The organism is Pseudomonas flexibilis, from assembly GCF_000806415.1.
In the GTDB taxonomy this organism is placed as follows: Bacteria; Pseudomonadota; Gammaproteobacteria; order Pseudomonadales; family Pseudomonadaceae; genus Serpens; species Serpens flexibilis.
In genome coordinates this window covers 496,917-512,700 of sequence record NZ_JTAK01000002.1, presented here as the reverse complement: position 1 = coordinate 512,700, position 15,784 = coordinate 496,917, and the positions used below count along the sequence as shown (strand labels likewise).

Sequence of the window (15,784 nt, the reverse complement as noted above, 5' to 3'; positions counted from 1 at the left end):
AAAAAAAACGGTGAATGGCTTACCTGCGTTTCCTTTGACCGGCCTCAACAGGCGCACCCAGGCGAATTTCTAAGATGCGCCGATGAAATCAAGCCTGTCCCAGCTGCTACTGCTTCCCATGCTGATCGCCCTGGCCGCGCTGCTCATCCTGCTGACCTGGAGCGAACCACCCCGCGCGCCCGCTTCCGAGCATACCCACCGGTCGGTGCGCAGCCTGGAGCCCCTCGCCCCGCTGCCCATCCCGGCGGGCGCACCGGCCTCCGAGCGCGTGGCACTGGGAGCCCGCCTGTACCACGACGCCCGCCTGTCCAGCGACGGCTCGGTCAGCTGCGCCAGTTGTCACCCGCTGCCCTACGGCACCGATGGCCGGGCGCGTTCGATCGGTGTGGGCGGCCAACTCAGCGAGCGCAACGCGCCCAGCGTGCTGAACGCCTCGCTCAACTTCGCCCAGTACTGGGATGGCCGCGCCGCCACGCTGGCCGAGCAGGTCATCGGCCCGCTGCTCGATCCGCAGGAAATGGCTTCCAGCTGGTCCCGCATCGAGGCCCTGGTACGCGCCGACGGCGACTATGCGCAGGCCTTTGGTCACGTCTACGGCGGACTGGTCGACCGGCACAGCATCAGCGATGCCCTGGTCAGCTACCTGGAAACACTGCCCACACCGGCTCCGTTCGACCGCTACCTGCGGGGCGATCCCGCCGCCATTGACGCCGAAGCCCGGCAAGGCTACGCGCTGTTCAAATCGCTCGGCTGCGCCAGCTGCCACCAGGGCGTCGGCGTGGGCGGCAACCTGTTCCAGCGCTTCGGCATCATCGCCGACTACTTCGCCGACCATCCGGACAATGCCGCCGACACCGGTCGGGAGCGCATCACGGGGCGCGTCGAGGACCGCCACGTCTTCAAGGTTCCCAGCCTGCGCAATGTCGCCGTCACCGGGCCTTATTTCCACGATGGCTCGGTGGCGCGCCTGGAGGACGCCGTACGCATCATGGGCCGCTACCAGCTAGGCCGGCGGCTCTCCCACGAAGAGACCCGAGTGATTATTGCCTTCCTCGACACCCTGACCGGGGAGCTGCCCTCCCTGCCCACCACGGCCTATCTGCATGAAGATGTCCTTCCTGTCTCTCCCTGACTGGCAACGCGTTGCCCGCGCCCTGCTCATGGTGCTGTTGATCGGCCTGTCGCTGGCCTGGCTGTTCTCACGCGCCGACAGCATTTCCATTGAGCAGCACCAGGACTACTCGCGACAGCTGCTGCGCCTGCAGCAGCTCGACGCCGAGCTGAATGCTTCGGTCCTGGCCAGCCGCTACGACCTCTACCGCAATTTCGACCGGAGCAGCCAGGGCGTGAAGGACCTCCTGGCCATCACCCGTACACTGACGCAGCTGCCCGATTATCTGCCCCTGCGAGATCGCCAGCCGCTGGAGGAGCAGGTCGCTCGACTGCGCCAGGCGAGCCTCGACAAGGCGGACGCGGTAGACCGTTTCAAGCGCGAGACGGCAATCCTGCGCAATTCCCAGAGCTATTTCCCACTGATCACCGACAGCCTGATCCGCGATGGCGTGCTGCAGCCGGCGCTGTCACGCGAGGTGGGCATCTTCGGCCGCTCGGTGATGACCTTTCTGCTCAGTGACGATCCTGGGCGTGGCGAGCGGTTGCGCCAGGAACATGATCGTCTGGCCGGGGTGGCCCAACGGCTACCTCCCGCCACGGCGGAGACGCTGCGCATCCTGCTCAGCCATGCCGCTCTGATCCTGACCCACAAGCCCACGCTGGATGCCATCACCCACGACATCCTTGAACTGCCGACCCATGCCCTGGGCGACACCCTGAGCCAGAGCTACGCCCAGGCCTATAACCAGGCGTTGCAGAAAGCCCGGCGTTATCGGGTGCTGCTGTTCGTGGTCGCGCTGGGGCTGGGTATCTATCTGGTGATGGCCGTGGCGCGCCGGCGGCGCCTGGCCGCGCAACTGGCGGACGCCAATCGCGAACTGCACGAGCGCCTGGAAGCGCTGCACCAGGCCCAGGCCGAACTCAAGCGCTACGCCACGGTGTTCACCAACGCCCGGGAGGGCATGGTCATTACCGACGCCAGCGCTCAGATCATCGCGGTCAACCCGGCCTTCACCGAGATCACTGGCTATCCGCTGGAGCAGATCGCCGGCGCCACGCCGGCGGTCCTCTCGTCCGGACGGCAGGATGAGCACTACTACCAGAAGATGTGGTCCGCCCTGAAGGAGCGCGGCCAGTGGCAAGGCGAGATCTGGAACCGCCGCCGTAGCGGCGACATCTATCCCGAGTGGCTCTCCATCGCCGCAGTGCGCGACAGCGAAGGCGAGACGACCCACTACATCGGCATTTTCTCCGACGTCACCGAACGCAAGGAGGCCGAGGCGCGCATTCATCACCTGGCCCACCACGATGCCCTGACCGGCCTGCCCAACCGGCTGCTGCTCCAGGACCGGCTGGGGCAGGCGATCCGTGAAGCCCGGCGCAAGGGCAGCCAGGTGGGCATCCTGTTCATGGACCTGGACCGCTTCAAGTGGATCAACGATACCCTGGGCCACGACGCCGGCGACCACCTGCTGCGCACCATTACCCGGCGCTGCCTGGATGTGCTGCGCGAGTCCGACACCCTGGCACGCCTGGGCGGCGATGAGTTCGTGGCCATCCTGCCCGGCTTGCAGCAAGCCCAGGACGCCGGCCTGGTGGCGCGCAAGCTGCTGGCGGCGATCACCCAGCCGTGCATGCTGGGCAACCATGAACTCAGCGTCACCTGCAGCATCGGCATTGCCGTCTTTCCCGGCGACGGCACCACCGACTCCCTGCTGCTGCGCAACGCCGATGCCGCCATGTACCGGGCCAAGTCCGAAGGCCGCAACGGCTTCCAGTTCTATTCGACGGACATGAACACCGCCCGCCTGGGCGAGCTGCTGCTTGAACACCAGCTAAGGGGCGCCCTGGAACGCCAGGAACTGTGCCTGTTCTATCAGCCCAAGGTGGATGCACGGGACGGGACGCTGCGCAGCTGCGAGGCACTGTTGCGTTGGCGACATGCCGAGGAAGGCCTGCTGACACCCGATCGCTTCCTGCCGGCCGCGGAGGAATCCGGCCTGATCGTGCCAATCGGCGAATGGGTGATCCGTGAAGCCTGCCGGCAGGTCCGCAGTTGGCTGAATGCGGGCCGTCAGCCGGTGCGCGTGGCAGTCAACCTGTCCGGACAGCAGTTCGCCCACCAGAACATCGTGCAGTTGGTACGCGACGCCCTGCAGGAATATCGCCTGCCACCCCAGCTGCTGGAACTGGAGCTGACCGAAACCATCCTGATGCGCGACATCGAGCGCACCCTGGTCATCCTCGGCGAGCTCTGCGCGCTGGGCGTCAGCCTGGCCATCGACGACTTCGGCACCGGCTACTCGTCACTGGCCTACCTGCGCCAGTTCCAGGTGCACACGCTGAAAATCGATCGCAGCTTCGTGAATGACATTCAGGAAGGCGCCAACGATGCCAAGATCGCCTCGGCGGTCATCGGCCTGGCCCACAGCCTAGGGCTGCGGGTGGTCGCCGAAGGGGTGGAAACTCCCCTTCAGCAGGCGTTCCTCGCCAACCATGCCTGTGACTACCTGCAAGGCTACCTGTTCGGCAAACCGGAACCGGCCGACCGCTTCAGTGAGCGCCTGCAGCGCAGCCGGGTCATGGCCTGAAAAAATCCCGCCAGGCGGCGGGATTTTCGGGGGTCAGCGCAGGTTCTTCAGATCGCGCTCGGCCAGCTTGGCGGCGGAGCTGCCTGGGTACTTGTCGATCACCTGCTGCAGCGCGGCCCGGGCCTTGTCGGTGCGTCCCAGACGGCGCTCGACATCCGCCAGCTTGTAGAGCGCATCCGGCACCTTGCTGTGGTTCGGATAATCCAGGGTGACGCGGGCGAAAGCCTGACCGGCGGCCTGCAGATCGCCCTTCACCAGGCTGACCTCACCCAGCCAGTACTGGGCATTGGCCGCGTAGCGGCTGTTGGGATAGCGGCGCAGGAAGGCGCCGAACGCCTGGCTGGCTTTGTCGAAATCCTTGGCCTTGATCAGATCGAAGGCGGCATCGTAGTAAAGCTTTTCCTTCGCAGGGTCCGCGGGTTCGCTGTCTGCGGGTGCCGGCGAGGGTGCGGGTGCCGGCGCCTGTGACACAGGCCCTGCCCCGTTGAGGCGATTGTCCAGTTGCTGATAGCGCTCCAGCGACTCCTGTTTCAGGCGCTGGATTTCGTACTGCTGCTCTTCGACCATGCCACGCAGGCGGGCCAGTTCTTCCTGCATCTGCTGCAGCTGGATGAAGAGTTCGCCCTGGGCCGAAGGCGGGACCATCGTCCCGCCCCCAACCTGGGCACCGCCGGAACCACTCACCGTAGGCAGGGGACGCAGGCGTCCCCCGCCTTCGCTGACCGGAACCTGGGCCATGGCGACCAGCGGCAGGCTGGCCAGCCAGGCGATCAGAATCTGGCGGTACTTGATCATCGCAATCAGTTCTGACGCAGTTCTACGCGACGGTTCTGCGCCCAGGACTCTTCGCTGCTGCCCATGGCAACCGGACGCTCTTCGCCGTAGGAAACCAGCTCCAGCTGAGCCGGGGAAACACCCTGCATGCTCAGGTAGCGCTGCACGGAACCGGCACGGCGCTCGCCCAGGGCCATGTTGTATTCGCGGGTGCCACGCTCATCGGCATGACCTTCCAGGACCACGCGAACACCAGTAGCCTTCAGCACCTTGGCATGGGCGTCCAGGGCGCGCATGGCTTCGGGCTTCAGATCAGCGCTGTCGTACTCGAAGTAGAAGGTGGTGATGGCGCGCAGAGCAGCTTCGGCATCGCTTGCGCTGGTGTCGACGGTGGACTCTACCTGAGCCGGTGCAGTACCTGCAGTGTCGGCTTCGTAGGTGGTTTCGCCAGCGGTATCGCCGCCGGTAGAGGCACAACCAGCGGCAACAGCCAGGGCCAGGGCCAGGGCGGAGAGCTTACCGAACTTCAGCATTTCCATATAACAACTCCAACAGTCAGGGATGATAGGAACACTTGTGGCGCCCCCGCTGCCTAGTTCAGGTAGGGGGACCAGGAAGGCTCGCGAACTTCACCTTGTGCGGTGGGTAACGCGATCCGGACTCGTCCGTTGATGGAGACGAGCATTAACACTTCACGCCCCTGGTGACGAGTGGCGTAGATTAGCATCGTGCCATTAGGCGAAACAGTGGGCGACTCATCAAGTGTGGTGTCCGACAACAAGCGGAGATTCCCACGCTGCAAGTCCTGTGCCGCCACCTTGAAATTGGTGTAGCCCTCCTGGCGATGCACCATCACCAGGGTCTTTTCGTCCGCCGACAGTTTCGGCGCGGCGTTGTAGTTGCCGACAAAGGTGATGCGCTCCGCCGCCGGGCCGCCAATACGCTGGCGGTAGATCTGCGGGCGGCCTGCGCGGTCCGAGGTGAAGTACAGGGTCTGCCCGTCCCGCCCCCAGAACGGCTCGGTATCGATCGCATAATGGTTGGTCACCCGCTGCATCCGCCGGCTCGCCAGTTCCATCACATAGATTTCGGGGTTGCCGTCGCGGGACAGCACGAACGCCAGCCGACTGCCGTCCGGCGAGAACGCCGGGGCGCCGTTCAGACCTTCGAATGCGGTGATCTGCTCACGCTGCCCGGTGTCCACATGCTGGATGAAGATGCGTGGCCGGCGCCCCTGCTCGAAGGACACATAGGCGATGCGCTTGCCATCCGGCGAGAAGCGTGGCGAAAGAATCGGCTCACGCGACTGCAGCAGGGTCACCGCCCGCGCGCCGTCGTAGTCCGAGCGCTGCAGGGTGTAGCGGGTATTGCGGGTTCCCAGGCGCTCGGCCGTCACGTACAGCAGCTTGGTGGAGAAAGCACCCTTGGTGCCGGTGATCTTCTCGAACACCAGGTCGGCGATATGGTGGGCCATATCGCGCAGTTGGGTAGCGCTGCCGCCTACCGTGCCGGTCAGCAACTGCTGCTGGGTGGCCACGTTGAACAGGGCGAACTGCGCCTGGTAGCGCCCGGCGTTCAGCTCCATGCTGCCCAGCAGCACGTACTGGGCGCCCAGGGCCTGCCAGTCGCGGTAGATCAACTCCGACGCCTGGGTCGGCAGGCTGATCATGTTCTGCCGCGGAATGGGTTCAAAAATGCCGGAATTGCGCAGGTCGTTGCCGACGATGGAGGCGAGGTCCTCGGGCAGCACGGTGGCGCCCTGCCAACCAAAGGGCACCACGGCGACCGGGATGGCCCGATCGACGCCGCTGGTGACCCGAATGTCGGCTTCCTGTGCCACCGCCGCACCGGCCAGGCAGCACAAGCCGAGCAGGAGCATTCGAAAGACAGTATTCACAGCGCGAGATCCTCTGGCGTGAAGGTCATGGTAAAGGAGCGATACCGCTCGAACTCTTTGGGCTTGAGGCTCTGCACCTCGCTGACACGCCCGATGTTGCGCACCGCGGCGACCGCCGAGTTGTCGAAGGGGATATCGCCACTGGAATTCGCTACGTTGACGCCGGTAATGGTCCCGTCGGGCAGCATGGTCACGCGCAGCCGTACCGTCATGTTGGGACGAGCGGAGGGCGGACGGCTCCAGCCCTGGGCCGCGCGCAGACGCAGCAGATCGTCGATGTTGCCCATCGCCTCTTCGCTGACCTCATCGGCCAGCGCGGCCTGGCGTTCGGTATCCTCCTTGAGCAGCTCAGCCAGTGCCTGGGCGCGGAGTTCTTCCTGCGCCTTGCGGGCAGCCTCTTCCTCGGCGGCCTTCTTCTTGGCCAGCGCCTCGGCGGCCTTGCGGGCCTTTTCCTCTTCGGCCTTTTTCCGGGCCTCCGCCTCGGCAGCCTTCTTCTTCGCCTCGTCCTCAGCCTTCTTGCGGGCGACCTCCGCCTGGCGCTTCTGCTCGGCGGCCTTTTTCTCGGCCTCGGCCTTTCGAGCCGCTTCGGCGCGCTTTTGTTCCTCAGCCTTGGCGGCGGCGATGCGCTGCTCCTCGGCCTTGCGCTGCTGTAGCTGCTCCATCTCGAATTCCCGGGCAGCGGTCTTCTTGGCCTCGCCGGCAATCTTCTGGCGAGTCTGGCTTTCGGCCTGGCTCTTGGATTTCATTTCATACAGGGTGGCCTGCACCACCGGGCGCGCCGGTGGCAGGTCAGGCGTGCTGGCGAAGCTCACGAACAGCAGACCGAACAGCACCGCGTGCAGACCCACGGCGCCGAGGACCGGCCAGAACCACGGTGAAGAGGACGCCTGTTCCGCGGGACGCATCAGGGGGCCTCGGTAATCAGACCGACGTTGCCGACACCGGCCTGCTGCAGGCCGCCCATCACGGCCATCACCGCGCCGTAGTCCACTGCCTTGTCGCCGCGCACATACACCTGGACCTTTTTCCCCTGGCGACTGTTCTCGGCCAGGATGCCGCGCACGGCGCCCACCAGCTTGTCGAGGGAAACCGCCGCCTCGCTGTTGCGGGTCTGCTCGGTCTGCACCTCTTCGCCCATGTTCCAGTAGTAGGTGCGGTCAGCCTTGATGGACACCGTCAGCACGCGGGCATTGTTGTCCTGCGGCAGCACCTCGGTGCTCACCTTGGGCAGGTCGACCTTGACCCCCTGGTTGAGCATCGGCGCAGTCACCATGAAGATGACCAGCAGCACCAGCATCACGTCGATGTAGGGCACCACGTTCATCTCGGCGACCGGCTTGCGTCTGTTACGAATTCTGGCCATCAGCCGCGCCTCATTCTTCGGAGGTGTGCACCTTGCGGTGCAGGATCGCCTGGAACTCGTCCGCGAAGGTGTAGTAGCGGGCAATCAGCTGCTCGCCCCGGGCGGAGAAGCGGTTGTAGGCGATGACGGCGGGAATCGCCGCGAACAGGCCGATGGCGGTGGCGATCAGCGCCTCCGCGATGCCCGGCGCCACGGTGGCCAGTGTGGCCTGCTGCACCTGGGCCAGGCCACGGAAGGAGTTCATGATCCCCCACACGGTGCCGAACAAACCGATGTAGGGGCTGGTGGAGCCGACGGTAGCCAGGAACGGCAGCGCCTGCTCCAGCTTCTCTTCCTCGCGGGAGATCGCCACCCGCATGGCCCGGCTGACCCCGTCCATCACCGCATCCGGACCGACGCCCGGCTGCTGGCGCAGTCGCGAAAACTCGCGGAAACCGGCGCGGAAGATCTGCTCCACGCCACTGTGCGAATCGGTGGCATTGCCGGACTGGCGATACAGCTTCGACAGGTCGATGCCGGACCAGAAGCGTTCCTCGAATTCCTCCAGGGCATGCTTGGTGCCGCGCAGCAAGCTGCCGCGCTGGAAGATCAGCACCCAGGAAATGACCGAGGCAGCCACAAGAATCAGCATCACCAGTTGCACCAGCAGACTGGCATTGCTGATCAGACTCCACAGGGACATGTGATCGACGGCGTTGGGTTCCACGCTTACTCTCCTGGACGGGTACTGGCCAGGTCCCCCACGAAGGCGTCACGCAGCGCTTCGGGGATGGACCGGGGTTTCAGGGTATCGGCACGCACGCAGGCCACCAGGACGCTGCCCTCGCAGAGCAGCTGTCCATCGTTGACGCGGCGCACCTGTTGACGAAAACGCAGGCTGACACGGTTCAACTCGACCACCTCGGCCGAGACGCTCAACTCGTCATCCAGCCGCGCCGGCGCGTGATAGCGCGCTTCGCACGAGTGGACCACGAACAGCAGGTTATCGCCGGCCAGTTGCGATTGGGCGAAACCCAGGCGACGCAGACGCTCGGTGCGCGCACGCTCCATGAATTTCAGGTAATTGACGTAGTAGACGATTCCACCGGCGTCGGTGTCTTCGTAGTAGACCCGGCAGGGAAGCGCGAACGGCTGCGTAAGAGTGCTCATTTCAGAAAAAGTTCCGCTTCATGCGTCATCGGTGCCGGACGGATTGCTCAGGCGCCCGGGCAACTGCAGACCAAAGTGCAGGTAGGCATGCCGGGTGACCACGCGCCCGCGCGGCGTGCGCATGATGTAGCCCTGCTGGATCAGGAAGGGCTCCAGCACATCCTCGATGGTGTGACGCTCCTCGCCGATGGCTGCGGCCAGGCTGTCGATGCCCACCGGACCGCCATCGAACTTCTCCATCATGGTCAGCAGCAGGCGGCGGTCCTGGTGATCGAAGCCGCGCTCGTCGACATCCAGCATGTTCAGCGCCAGGTCGGCCACCTGGCGGGTGATCTCGCCCTTGCCACGCACCTCGGCGAAATCGCGCACGCGACGCAGCAGGCGATTGGCAATACGCGGCGTACCGCGCGCGCGGCGGGCCACTTCGAAGGCCCCTTCCGGCTCGATCGGCAGACCGAGAATGCCGGCCGAACGGCTGACGATGGTGGTGAGGTCCTCGGCTGAATAGAACTCCAGGCGCTGCACGATGCCGAAGCGGTCGCGCAGTGGATTGGTGAGCATGCCGGCCCGCGTGGTCGCACCCACCAGGGTGAAGGGCGGCAGGTCCAGCTTGATGGAACGCGCGGCCGGGCCCTCGCCGATCATGATGTCGAGCTGGAAGTCCTCCATGGCCGGATACAGCACCTCCTCGACCACCGGCGAGAGGCGATGGATCTCATCGACGAACAGCACATCCCCGGGCTCCAGATTGGTCAGCAGCGCGGCGAGATCGCCGGGACGCTCCAGCACCGGACCGGACGTGCTTTTCAGGGAGACCCCCATTTCCTGGGCGATGATGTTCGCCAAGGTGGTCTTGCCCAGCCCGGGTGGTCCGAAGATCAGCGTGTGATCCAGGGCTTCGGCGCGACCGCGTGCGGCCTGGATGAACAGCTGCATCTGCTCGCGCACCAGCGGCTGGCCGATGTAGTCGGCCAAACGGGCCGGACGCATGGCGCGGTCCAGTTGCTCGTCGCGATCCCGGGCGGAGGCGGTCACCAATCGATCGGCTTCGATCACTTAACCCATTCCCTTCAGCGCGCGCCGAATCAATTCTTCACTACTCAAACCGTTCTCCTGCACCGCGGCGACAGCCCGGCTGGCCTCCTGGGGCTTGAAGCCCAGGGCGATCAACGCGCTCACGGCGTCATTTTCGGCCGATGAGACCACTGCCTGAGTGGAAGGTTCCAACGTCAGCGGCGCGATGCCTGGAATCGCTTCCCAGGCCTTGAAGCGATCCTTCAGCTCCACCAGCAGGCGCTCGGCGGTTTTCTTGCCCACGCCGGGAATCTTCACCAGGGTGGAGGTGTCTTGCGCCTGCACGCAACGTACCAACTCATCCACCTCCATTCCGGACATCAGCGCCAGCGCCAGCTTGGGACCCACGCCATTCAGCCGGATCAGCTCGCGGAACAGCTCTCGCTCGCGCTTTTCCGCAAAGCCATAGAGCAGCTGCGCGTCCTCTCTGACCACCAGATGGGTGTAAAGCGTCAAGGAATCGCCAACCGGGGGCAAACGATAAAGGGTCGTCATCGGCACTTCCAGCTCGTAACCGACGCCATTCACATCCAGCAGCAAAAAAGGCGGCTGCTTGTCCGCCAGGGTGCCATGCAATCGACCAATCACGCGTCCATTCCTCTCACATCAATTGGGGCCAGCAACGTCGCGCACACACCTCACAGACGCAGCCGGCCACTGCGTCGCTTGGCCTGGGTCAGGCCGTGGGGAATCAGGCTTTGCCGATGGTGGGCATGGCAGAGCGCAATGGCCAGGGCATCGGAAGCATCAATCTGAGGCTTTTGCAGCAGCTTGAGCAGGTGCATGACCATCATCTGCACCTGCTGCTTGTCGGCACCGCCGGTGCCGGCGATGGCCTGTTTGACCTGGGTGGCGGTGTACTCGGCAATCTCCAGGCCCGACTCGGCCCCAGCGACGATCGCCGCGCCGCGCGCCTGACCGAGCTTGAGCGCCGAATCGGCGTTGCGCGCCATGAATACCTGCTCGATACCCATGGTGATCGGCCCGTACTGGCGAATTACCTCGCTCACGCCGCGATAGACCGTCTGCAGGCGTTCCGGCAACGACCCGGTGCCGGTGCGGATGCAGCCGGAGGCGATGTACTCGCAGCCCCGCCCGGTATCGCGCACCACACCAAAGCCGGTAATCCGCGAGCCCGGGTCGATTCCAAGGATCAGCGTCATGCCACCGCCATCACTGTCTATTTATCCAGCACGGAAGTATACGGGCCGACGCCGATGGCGTCACCCAGCCGAATGCGGACCACCGCCAGCCCGCGACCGAGGTCGCTCCTACGGGGCCCGTTCAATGCCGGCCTTTCGCGGGGACGGCTTCAGCGTCGCGATGCTTTGCAGCACAAAAAAGGCAGCGCCGAGCGCTGCCTTCTAGGTCGCCAACACCAGGCAATCAGCCCAGCTGCTCCATGATCTCGTCGGGGATCTCGGCGTTGTGGTAGACGTTCTGCACGTCGTCCAGGTCCTCCAGCATGTCGATCAGCTTCATCACCTTCTGGGCGGTTTCCAGATCGGCGATCGGCGCGCTGATCGACGGGATCATGGCGATTTCCGCCTCATCCGCCTTGAAGCCGGCAGCGGCCAGCGCTTCGTTCACCGCATGGAAATCGGCGAAGCTGGTGGACACCAGCGCGGAACCGTCATCACCCATTTCCACGTCATCAGCACCCGCCTCCAGGGCCGCTTCCATCAGCGCATCCTCGTTGACACCGGGTGCGTAGCTGATCTGCCCCTTGCGGTCGAACATGTAAGCCACCGAGCCGTCGGTGCCCAGGTTGCCGCCACACTTGCTGAAGGCATGGCGCACTTCGGCCGCAGTACGGTTGCGGTTGTCGGTCATCGCCTCGACGATGATCGCCACGCCGCTCGGCGCGTAACCTTCGTAGCTGAGCTCGACAACGTTGTCGGCCTCGTTGTTGCCGGCGCCCCGCGCAATGGCGCGGTCGATCACGTCGCGCGACATGTTGTTGGTCAGCGCCTTGTCCACCGCCAGGCGCAGGCGCGGGTTGTCGGCCGGCACCGCACCGCTCTTGGCGGCCACGGTCAGCTCGCGAATGATCTTGGTGAAGATCTTGCCACGCTTGGCGTCCTGACGACCCTTGCGGTGCTTGATGTTGGCCCATTTGGAATGACCAGCCATAACTCACTCCATCTCGTTTCAGATTCTGGAACGGGCCGCTCCCGGCCCGCCTGTCTAGTCTGGCACTTCCGCGGGCGATCAGTGCCGCCCGCTGCCATGATGCCGCCCCGAACGGAGAAGCCCGGCTTTCACCGGGCTTCGAAGGAGCGATTATTCCGCCTTGGCTTGCTCGCGCAGGCGGATGTGCAGCTCGCGCAGCGCCTTGTTGTCCACGACACCCGGCGCCTGGGTCATGACACAGGCTGCGCTCTGGGTTTTCGGGAAGGCAATCACTTCGCGGATGGAGGATGCGCCGGTCATCAGCATGACCAGGCGATCCAGACCGAAGGCCAGCCCGCCGTGCGGCGGCGCGCCGAACTTCAGGGCATCGAGCAGGAAGCCGAACTTCTCCTGCTGCTCCTCCTCGCTGATGCCCAGCACTTCGAAGACCGCCTGCTGCATCTTCTTGTCGTGGATACGGATCGAACCGCCACCCAGCTCGGTGCCGTTGAGCACCATGTCATAGGCGCGAGACAGTGCGGCGGCCGGATTGGCCTTCAGCTCCTCGGGGCTGCACTTGGGTGCGGTGAACGGGTGGTGCATGGCGCTCAAGCTGCCGTCGTCGTTTTCCTCGAACATCGGGAAGTCGACCACCCACAGCGGCGCCCACTCGCAGGTGAGCAGGTTGAGGTCGTGACCGACCCGAATACGCAGTGCGCCCAGGGCGTCGCAGACCACCTTGGCGCGATCGGCACCGAAGAACACGATGTCGCCATCGACCGCGCCGACGCGATCGAGGATGACGTTCAGGTTGGCTTCGGGGATGAACTTGACGATCGGCGACTGCAGACCCTCAACGCCCTTGGCGCGCTCGTTGACCTTGATGTAGGCCAGACCCTTGGCCCCATAGTTGCCAACGAACTTGGTGTAATCGTCGATCTGGCTGCGCGGCATGGAGGCGGCACCCGGCACGCGCAGGGCAGCAACACGACCCTTGGGATCGTTGGCCGGGCCGGAGAACACCTTGAATTCCACATCCTTGAGCTGGTCGGCCACGTCGACCAGTTCCAGCGGGATGCGCAGGTCAGGCTTGTCCGAACCGAAGCGACGCATGGCCTCGGCGAGGGTCATGTGCGGCAGCTCGCCGAACTCGACATCCAGCACTTCCTTGAACAGCTGTCGAATCATGGTCTCGGTCAGGCCCATGATGTCGGCTTCATCGAGGAAGCTGGTCTCGATGTCGATCTGGGTGAATTCCGGCTGACGGTCGGCGCGCAGGTCCTCGTCGCGGAAGCACTTGGCGATCTGGTAGTAGCGGTCGAAGCCGGCGACCATCAGCAGCTGTTTGAACAGCTGCGGGGACTGCGGCAGGGCGAAGAAGCTGCCGGCGTGGGTGCGACTCGGCACCAGGTAGTCGCGCGCGCCTTCGGGAGTGGCGCGGGTCAGGATCGGCGTTTCGACGTCGAGGAAGCCGTTGTCGTCCAGGTAGCGGCGAATGCTCGATGTAATGCGCGAGCGCAGCTTGAGCTTGGCGGCCATTTCCGGGCGACGCAGGTCGATGAAGCGATAGCGCAGGCGGGTTTCCTCGCCGACGTCGGAGTACTCGTCCAGCGGGAACGGCGGGGTTTCGGCCTGGTTGAGGACTTCCAGCGCGTAGCCCAGCACTTCGATGGCGCCGCTGACCATGTTCGGGTTGCGCGCGCCTTCCGGACGCATGCGCACCTTGCCGGTGACCTTGACGACGTATTCGCTGCGCACGCGGTCGGCCTTGGCGAAGGTTTCCGCGCGGTCCGGGTCGAAGACCACCTGAGCCAGGCCTTCACGGTCGCGGATGTCGAGGAAGATGACGCCACCGTGGTCGCGACGGCGATGGACCCAACCGCAAAGAGTGACTTCCTGACCGTCGAGGGCCTCGTTCAACTGGCCGCAATAGTGGCTGCGCATCATGGTGTGTTCGCTTCTCTCTGGGAGTCTGGTTTCATCTTGACCGGCCACCCCTGGCGCCTGCGGATCGGGCCAGCGTGGCAAAGCGCGAGATTATATAGGGTAAATGCCTGCCGCGCAGCCGTGGCGCACGGTGCGCTGGCGGTTGATCCAGATCCATGCCCGCAAGCGAAAACCCCTGTTAGGCTGATAGCACCTCATAGAAGCATCGTCGGAGGAATCACCATGGACATCGATATCGGCATTTCCCAGCAGGACCGTGCGGCCATCGCCGAAGGCCTGTCCCGTCTATTGGCGGACACCTACACCCTTTACCTGAAGACCCACAACTTCCACTGGAACGTCACCGGTCCGATGTTCAACACCCTGCATCTGATGTTCGAGACGCAGTACACCGAGCTGGCGCTGGCGGTGGACGCGATTGCCGAGCGCATCCGCGCCCTGGGCTTCCCGGCACCGGGCACCTACGCGGCCTATGCGCGGCTGTCCTCCATCAAGGAGGAGGAAGGTGTACCCAGCGCCGAGGACATGATCCGTCTGCTGGTACAGGGTCAGGAAGCCGTGGTGCGCACTGCACGCGGCATCTTCCCGCTGCTGGACAAGGTCAACGACGAGCCCACCGCCGACCTCCTGACCCAGCGCATGCAGGTCCACGAAAAGACCGCCTGGATGCTGCGCAGCCTGCTCGCCTGACATCCCGCCAGCAGGGCGACCCTCTGGCCGCCCTGCCCCGGCTCGCGACTTCGCGCTCACTTGCGGCGCTGCGATTTGAGCCCCTTTCCGCTTTGCTGTTAAATACCCGCCGTGCCGCACTCCATCCCGCGGCATAGGCCTGCCGCTGTACCACTCCTTACCTGTATTTGCGGAGCTGCGCGGCGACTGGCTCTCCCTGCATCATGCCTACTGTGAGTTCAATTCCAATGCTGAAAATCGTCCAACTCCTCACGGGCGTTGCCGCCCTCCTACTGTCCTTCGTACCCAGCCTCACCGGCGATTCCCTGCCTTACCTGCTGCAACCCGATGCGCTCTACCTGGCCCTGTTCGGCCTGCTCAACCTGGCCTTTGCCGCCTTGCCGGAGCATGCCCAGCTCAGCAACCGGCGTCCGCTGCAGATCCTCGCCAGCGTGCTGCTGATCATTGCCACCGCCGTTCAGGCCGCGGTACTGCTGGGGCCGCTGGAGTTCATCGCCGGCCTGCCGGGCGTTGCCGCCGCCCTGCCGCTCGCCGCCCTGGCCGTGCTGCTGCATCTGCTGCTCAACTGGCAGCCGTCCCGTCCGTCGCGCCGGGCCGCAGGCGATGCCTACCAGGCGCCGCTCGGTGAGAATCGCGAGACCGGCACGGTCAAATGGTTCAACACCACCAAGGGCTTCGGTTTCATTTCCCGTGATTCCGGGGACGACATCTTCGTGCACTTCCGCGCGATTCGTGGCGAAGGCCACCGCGTGCTGGTCGAAGGCCAGCGCGTGGAGTTCTCCGTGATGCAGCGCGACAAGGGCCTGCAAGCCGAGGACGTGGTCACCACCGACCGCCGCTGATACCGCTGCGAGAAAGCCGCGCCTAAGGGCGCGGCTTTTTTTTGCCCGACAAAGGACCAGCGGCGAGGAAAATGCCCGCAATTTCCCGCCACTCCCAGTAAAATCGCCCCGCCTTGCCACGGACGGGACGGACCACGTCGGACTCTGCTGCCGACCTACACCCCAATCGCTCCGGTTCTGTACGACAGCAGCCGCCTCGGCTTCTCTCCTACATGACCGGGAACCACCGCTT

General features: G+C 64.7%; 15 protein-coding genes and 2 pseudogenes. 5 read left to right on the top strand and 12 right to left on the bottom strand.

The window, feature by feature from the left end:
• Nucleotides 1–82 precede the first annotated feature (82 nt).
• Both PT85_RS06220 and PT85_RS06215 read left to right on the top strand, forming a co-directional pair.
• Nucleotides 83–1,132: a cytochrome-c peroxidase gene (locus PT85_RS06220; protein ID WP_052237623.1), complete on the top strand. Its 1,050-nt coding sequence runs from the start codon at nt 83–85 to the stop codon at nt 1,130–1,132.
• Complete coding sequence (locus PT85_RS06215) at nt 1,104–3,704, top strand: EAL domain-containing protein (protein WP_052237622.1); 2,601 nt, start codon at nt 1,104–1,106, stop codon at nt 3,702–3,704. Before PT85_RS06220 ends, PT85_RS06215 begins: the two co-directional genes overlap by 29 nt.
• A gap of 33 nt (nt 3,705–3,737) precedes the next feature.
• Here PT85_RS06215 and ybgF read toward each other — a convergent pair whose 3' ends face one another.
• The 12 genes from ybgF to aspS form a co-directional block, all read right to left on the bottom strand.
• Nucleotides 3,738–4,499 carry a tol-pal system protein YbgF gene (ybgF, locus tag PT85_RS06210; RefSeq protein WP_039560632.1) on the bottom strand — a complete coding sequence of 254 codons (762 nt, stop codon included), beginning with the start codon at nt 4,497–4,499 and terminating at the stop codon, nt 3,738–3,740.
• A gap of 5 nt (nt 4,500–4,504) precedes the next feature.
• The gene (gene pal / locus PT85_RS06205) at nt 4,505–5,017 is read right to left on the bottom strand and encodes a peptidoglycan-associated lipoprotein Pal (RefSeq protein WP_027589282.1); all 513 of its coding nucleotides are present in this window, start codon (nt 5,015–5,017) and stop codon (nt 4,505–4,507) included.
• A 53-nt stretch (nt 5,018–5,070) separates the two neighbouring features.
• Nucleotides 5,071–6,357, bottom strand: coding sequence for a Tol-Pal system beta propeller repeat protein TolB (tolB, locus tag PT85_RS06200; protein WP_039606193.1), 1,287 nt, complete (start codon nt 6,355–6,357; stop codon nt 5,071–5,073).
• 14 nt (nt 6,358–6,371) lie between these two features.
• Entirely contained in the window at nt 6,372–7,280 is a 909-nt protein-coding gene (gene tolA, locus PT85_RS06195; RefSeq protein ID WP_027589280.1) for a cell envelope integrity protein TolA, read from the bottom strand.
• A complete protein-coding gene (tolR, locus tag PT85_RS06190) occupies nt 7,280–7,738 on the bottom strand; it encodes a protein TolR (protein ID WP_027589279.1) in 459 nt (152 codons plus the stop codon). Before tolR ends, tolA begins: the two co-directional genes overlap by 1 nt.
• A 10-nt stretch (nt 7,739–7,748) precedes the next feature.
• The gene (gene tolQ / locus PT85_RS06185; protein WP_027589278.1) at nt 7,749–8,444 is read right to left on the bottom strand and encodes a protein TolQ; all 696 of its coding nucleotides are present in this window, start codon (nt 8,442–8,444) and stop codon (nt 7,749–7,751) included.
• A gap of 2 nt (nt 8,445–8,446) precedes the next feature.
• Nucleotides 8,447–8,887, bottom strand: coding sequence for a tol-pal system-associated acyl-CoA thioesterase (gene ybgC, locus PT85_RS06180; RefSeq protein ID WP_039560646.1), 441 nt, complete (start codon nt 8,885–8,887; stop codon nt 8,447–8,449).
• An 18-nt stretch (nt 8,888–8,905) separates the two neighbouring features.
• The gene (gene ruvB, locus PT85_RS06175) at nt 8,906–9,943 is read right to left on the bottom strand and encodes a Holliday junction branch migration DNA helicase RuvB (RefSeq protein ID WP_027589276.1); all 1,038 of its coding nucleotides are present in this window, start codon (nt 9,941–9,943) and stop codon (nt 8,906–8,908) included.
• Nucleotides 9,944–10,549 (bottom strand): Holliday junction branch migration protein RuvA, encoded by a 606-nt coding sequence (gene ruvA / locus PT85_RS06170; protein ID WP_027589275.1) that lies wholly within the window; start codon nt 10,547–10,549, stop codon nt 9,944–9,946. It abuts the gene before it with no gap.
• Between the two features lie 50 nt (nt 10,550–10,599).
• Nucleotides 10,600–11,124 (bottom strand): crossover junction endodeoxyribonuclease RuvC, encoded by a 525-nt coding sequence (gene ruvC, locus PT85_RS06165; protein ID WP_039606192.1) that lies wholly within the window; start codon nt 11,122–11,124, stop codon nt 10,600–10,602.
• A gap of 223 nt (nt 11,125–11,347) precedes the next feature.
• Complete coding sequence (locus tag PT85_RS06160; RefSeq protein ID WP_027589273.1) at nt 11,348–12,094, bottom strand: YebC/PmpR family DNA-binding transcriptional regulator; 747 nt, start codon at nt 12,092–12,094, stop codon at nt 11,348–11,350.
• A gap of 150 nt (nt 12,095–12,244) precedes the next feature.
• A complete protein-coding gene (gene aspS / locus PT85_RS06155; protein WP_039606191.1) occupies nt 12,245–14,020 on the bottom strand; it encodes an aspartate--tRNA ligase in 1,776 nt (591 codons plus the stop codon).
• Between the two features lie 222 nt (nt 14,021–14,242).
• Here aspS and PT85_RS06150 point away from each other — a divergent pair, with 222 nt between their 5' ends.
• The 3 genes and pseudogenes from PT85_RS06150 to PT85_RS18265 all read left to right on the top strand — a co-directional run.
• Nucleotides 14,243–14,710: a Dps family protein gene (locus tag PT85_RS06150; RefSeq protein WP_027589271.1), complete on the top strand. Its 468-nt coding sequence runs from the start codon at nt 14,243–14,245 to the stop codon at nt 14,708–14,710.
• Nucleotides 14,711–14,913: 203 nt separating this feature from the next.
• Nucleotides 14,914–15,258 (top strand): annotated as a pseudogene (locus PT85_RS18400) (cold shock domain-containing protein membrane protein); the annotation flags it as partial.
• 81 nt (nt 15,259–15,339) lie between these two features.
• Nucleotides 15,340–15,552 (top strand): annotated as a pseudogene (locus tag PT85_RS18265) (cold-shock protein); the annotation flags it as partial.
• Nucleotides 15,553–15,784 lie beyond the last annotated feature (232 nt).

Bases quoted from the DNA above. Each gene is read 5' to 3' on its own strand.
- PT85_RS06215 (WP_052237622.1), top strand. From the start codon at position 1,104: ATGAAGATGTCCTTCCTGTCTCTCCCTGACTGGCAACGCGTTGCCCGC.
- PT85_RS06150 (WP_027589271.1), top strand. From the start codon at position 14,243: ATGGACATCGATATCGGCATTTCCCAGCAGGACCGTGCGGCCATCGCC.
- ybgC (WP_039560646.1), bottom strand. From the start codon at position 8,887: ATGAGCACTCTTACGCAGCCGTTCGCGCTTCCCTGCCGGGTCTACTAC.
- pal (WP_027589282.1), bottom strand. From the start codon at position 5,017: ATGGAAATGCTGAAGTTCGGTAAGCTCTCCGCCCTGGCCCTGGCCCTG.
- tolR (WP_027589279.1), bottom strand. From the start codon at position 7,738: ATGGCCAGAATTCGTAACAGACGCAAGCCGGTCGCCGAGATGAACGTG.
- aspS (WP_039606191.1), bottom strand. From the start codon at position 14,020: ATGATGCGCAGCCACTATTGCGGCCAGTTGAACGAGGCCCTCGACGGT.
- PT85_RS06160 (WP_027589273.1), bottom strand. From the start codon at position 12,094: ATGGCTGGTCATTCCAAATGGGCCAACATCAAGCACCGCAAGGGTCGT.
- tolB (WP_039606193.1), bottom strand. From the start codon at position 6,357: ATGCTCCTGCTCGGCTTGTGCTGCCTGGCCGGTGCGGCGGTGGCACAG.
- tolA (WP_027589280.1), bottom strand. From the start codon at position 7,280: ATGCGTCCCGCGGAACAGGCGTCCTCTTCACCGTGGTTCTGGCCGGTC.
- ybgF (WP_039560632.1), bottom strand. From the start codon at position 4,499: ATGATCAAGTACCGCCAGATTCTGATCGCCTGGCTGGCCAGCCTGCCG.
- PT85_RS06220 (WP_052237623.1), top strand. From the start codon at position 83: ATGAAATCAAGCCTGTCCCAGCTGCTACTGCTTCCCATGCTGATCGCC.
- ruvC (WP_039606192.1), bottom strand. From the start codon at position 11,124: ATGACGCTGATCCTTGGAATCGACCCGGGCTCGCGGATTACCGGCTTT.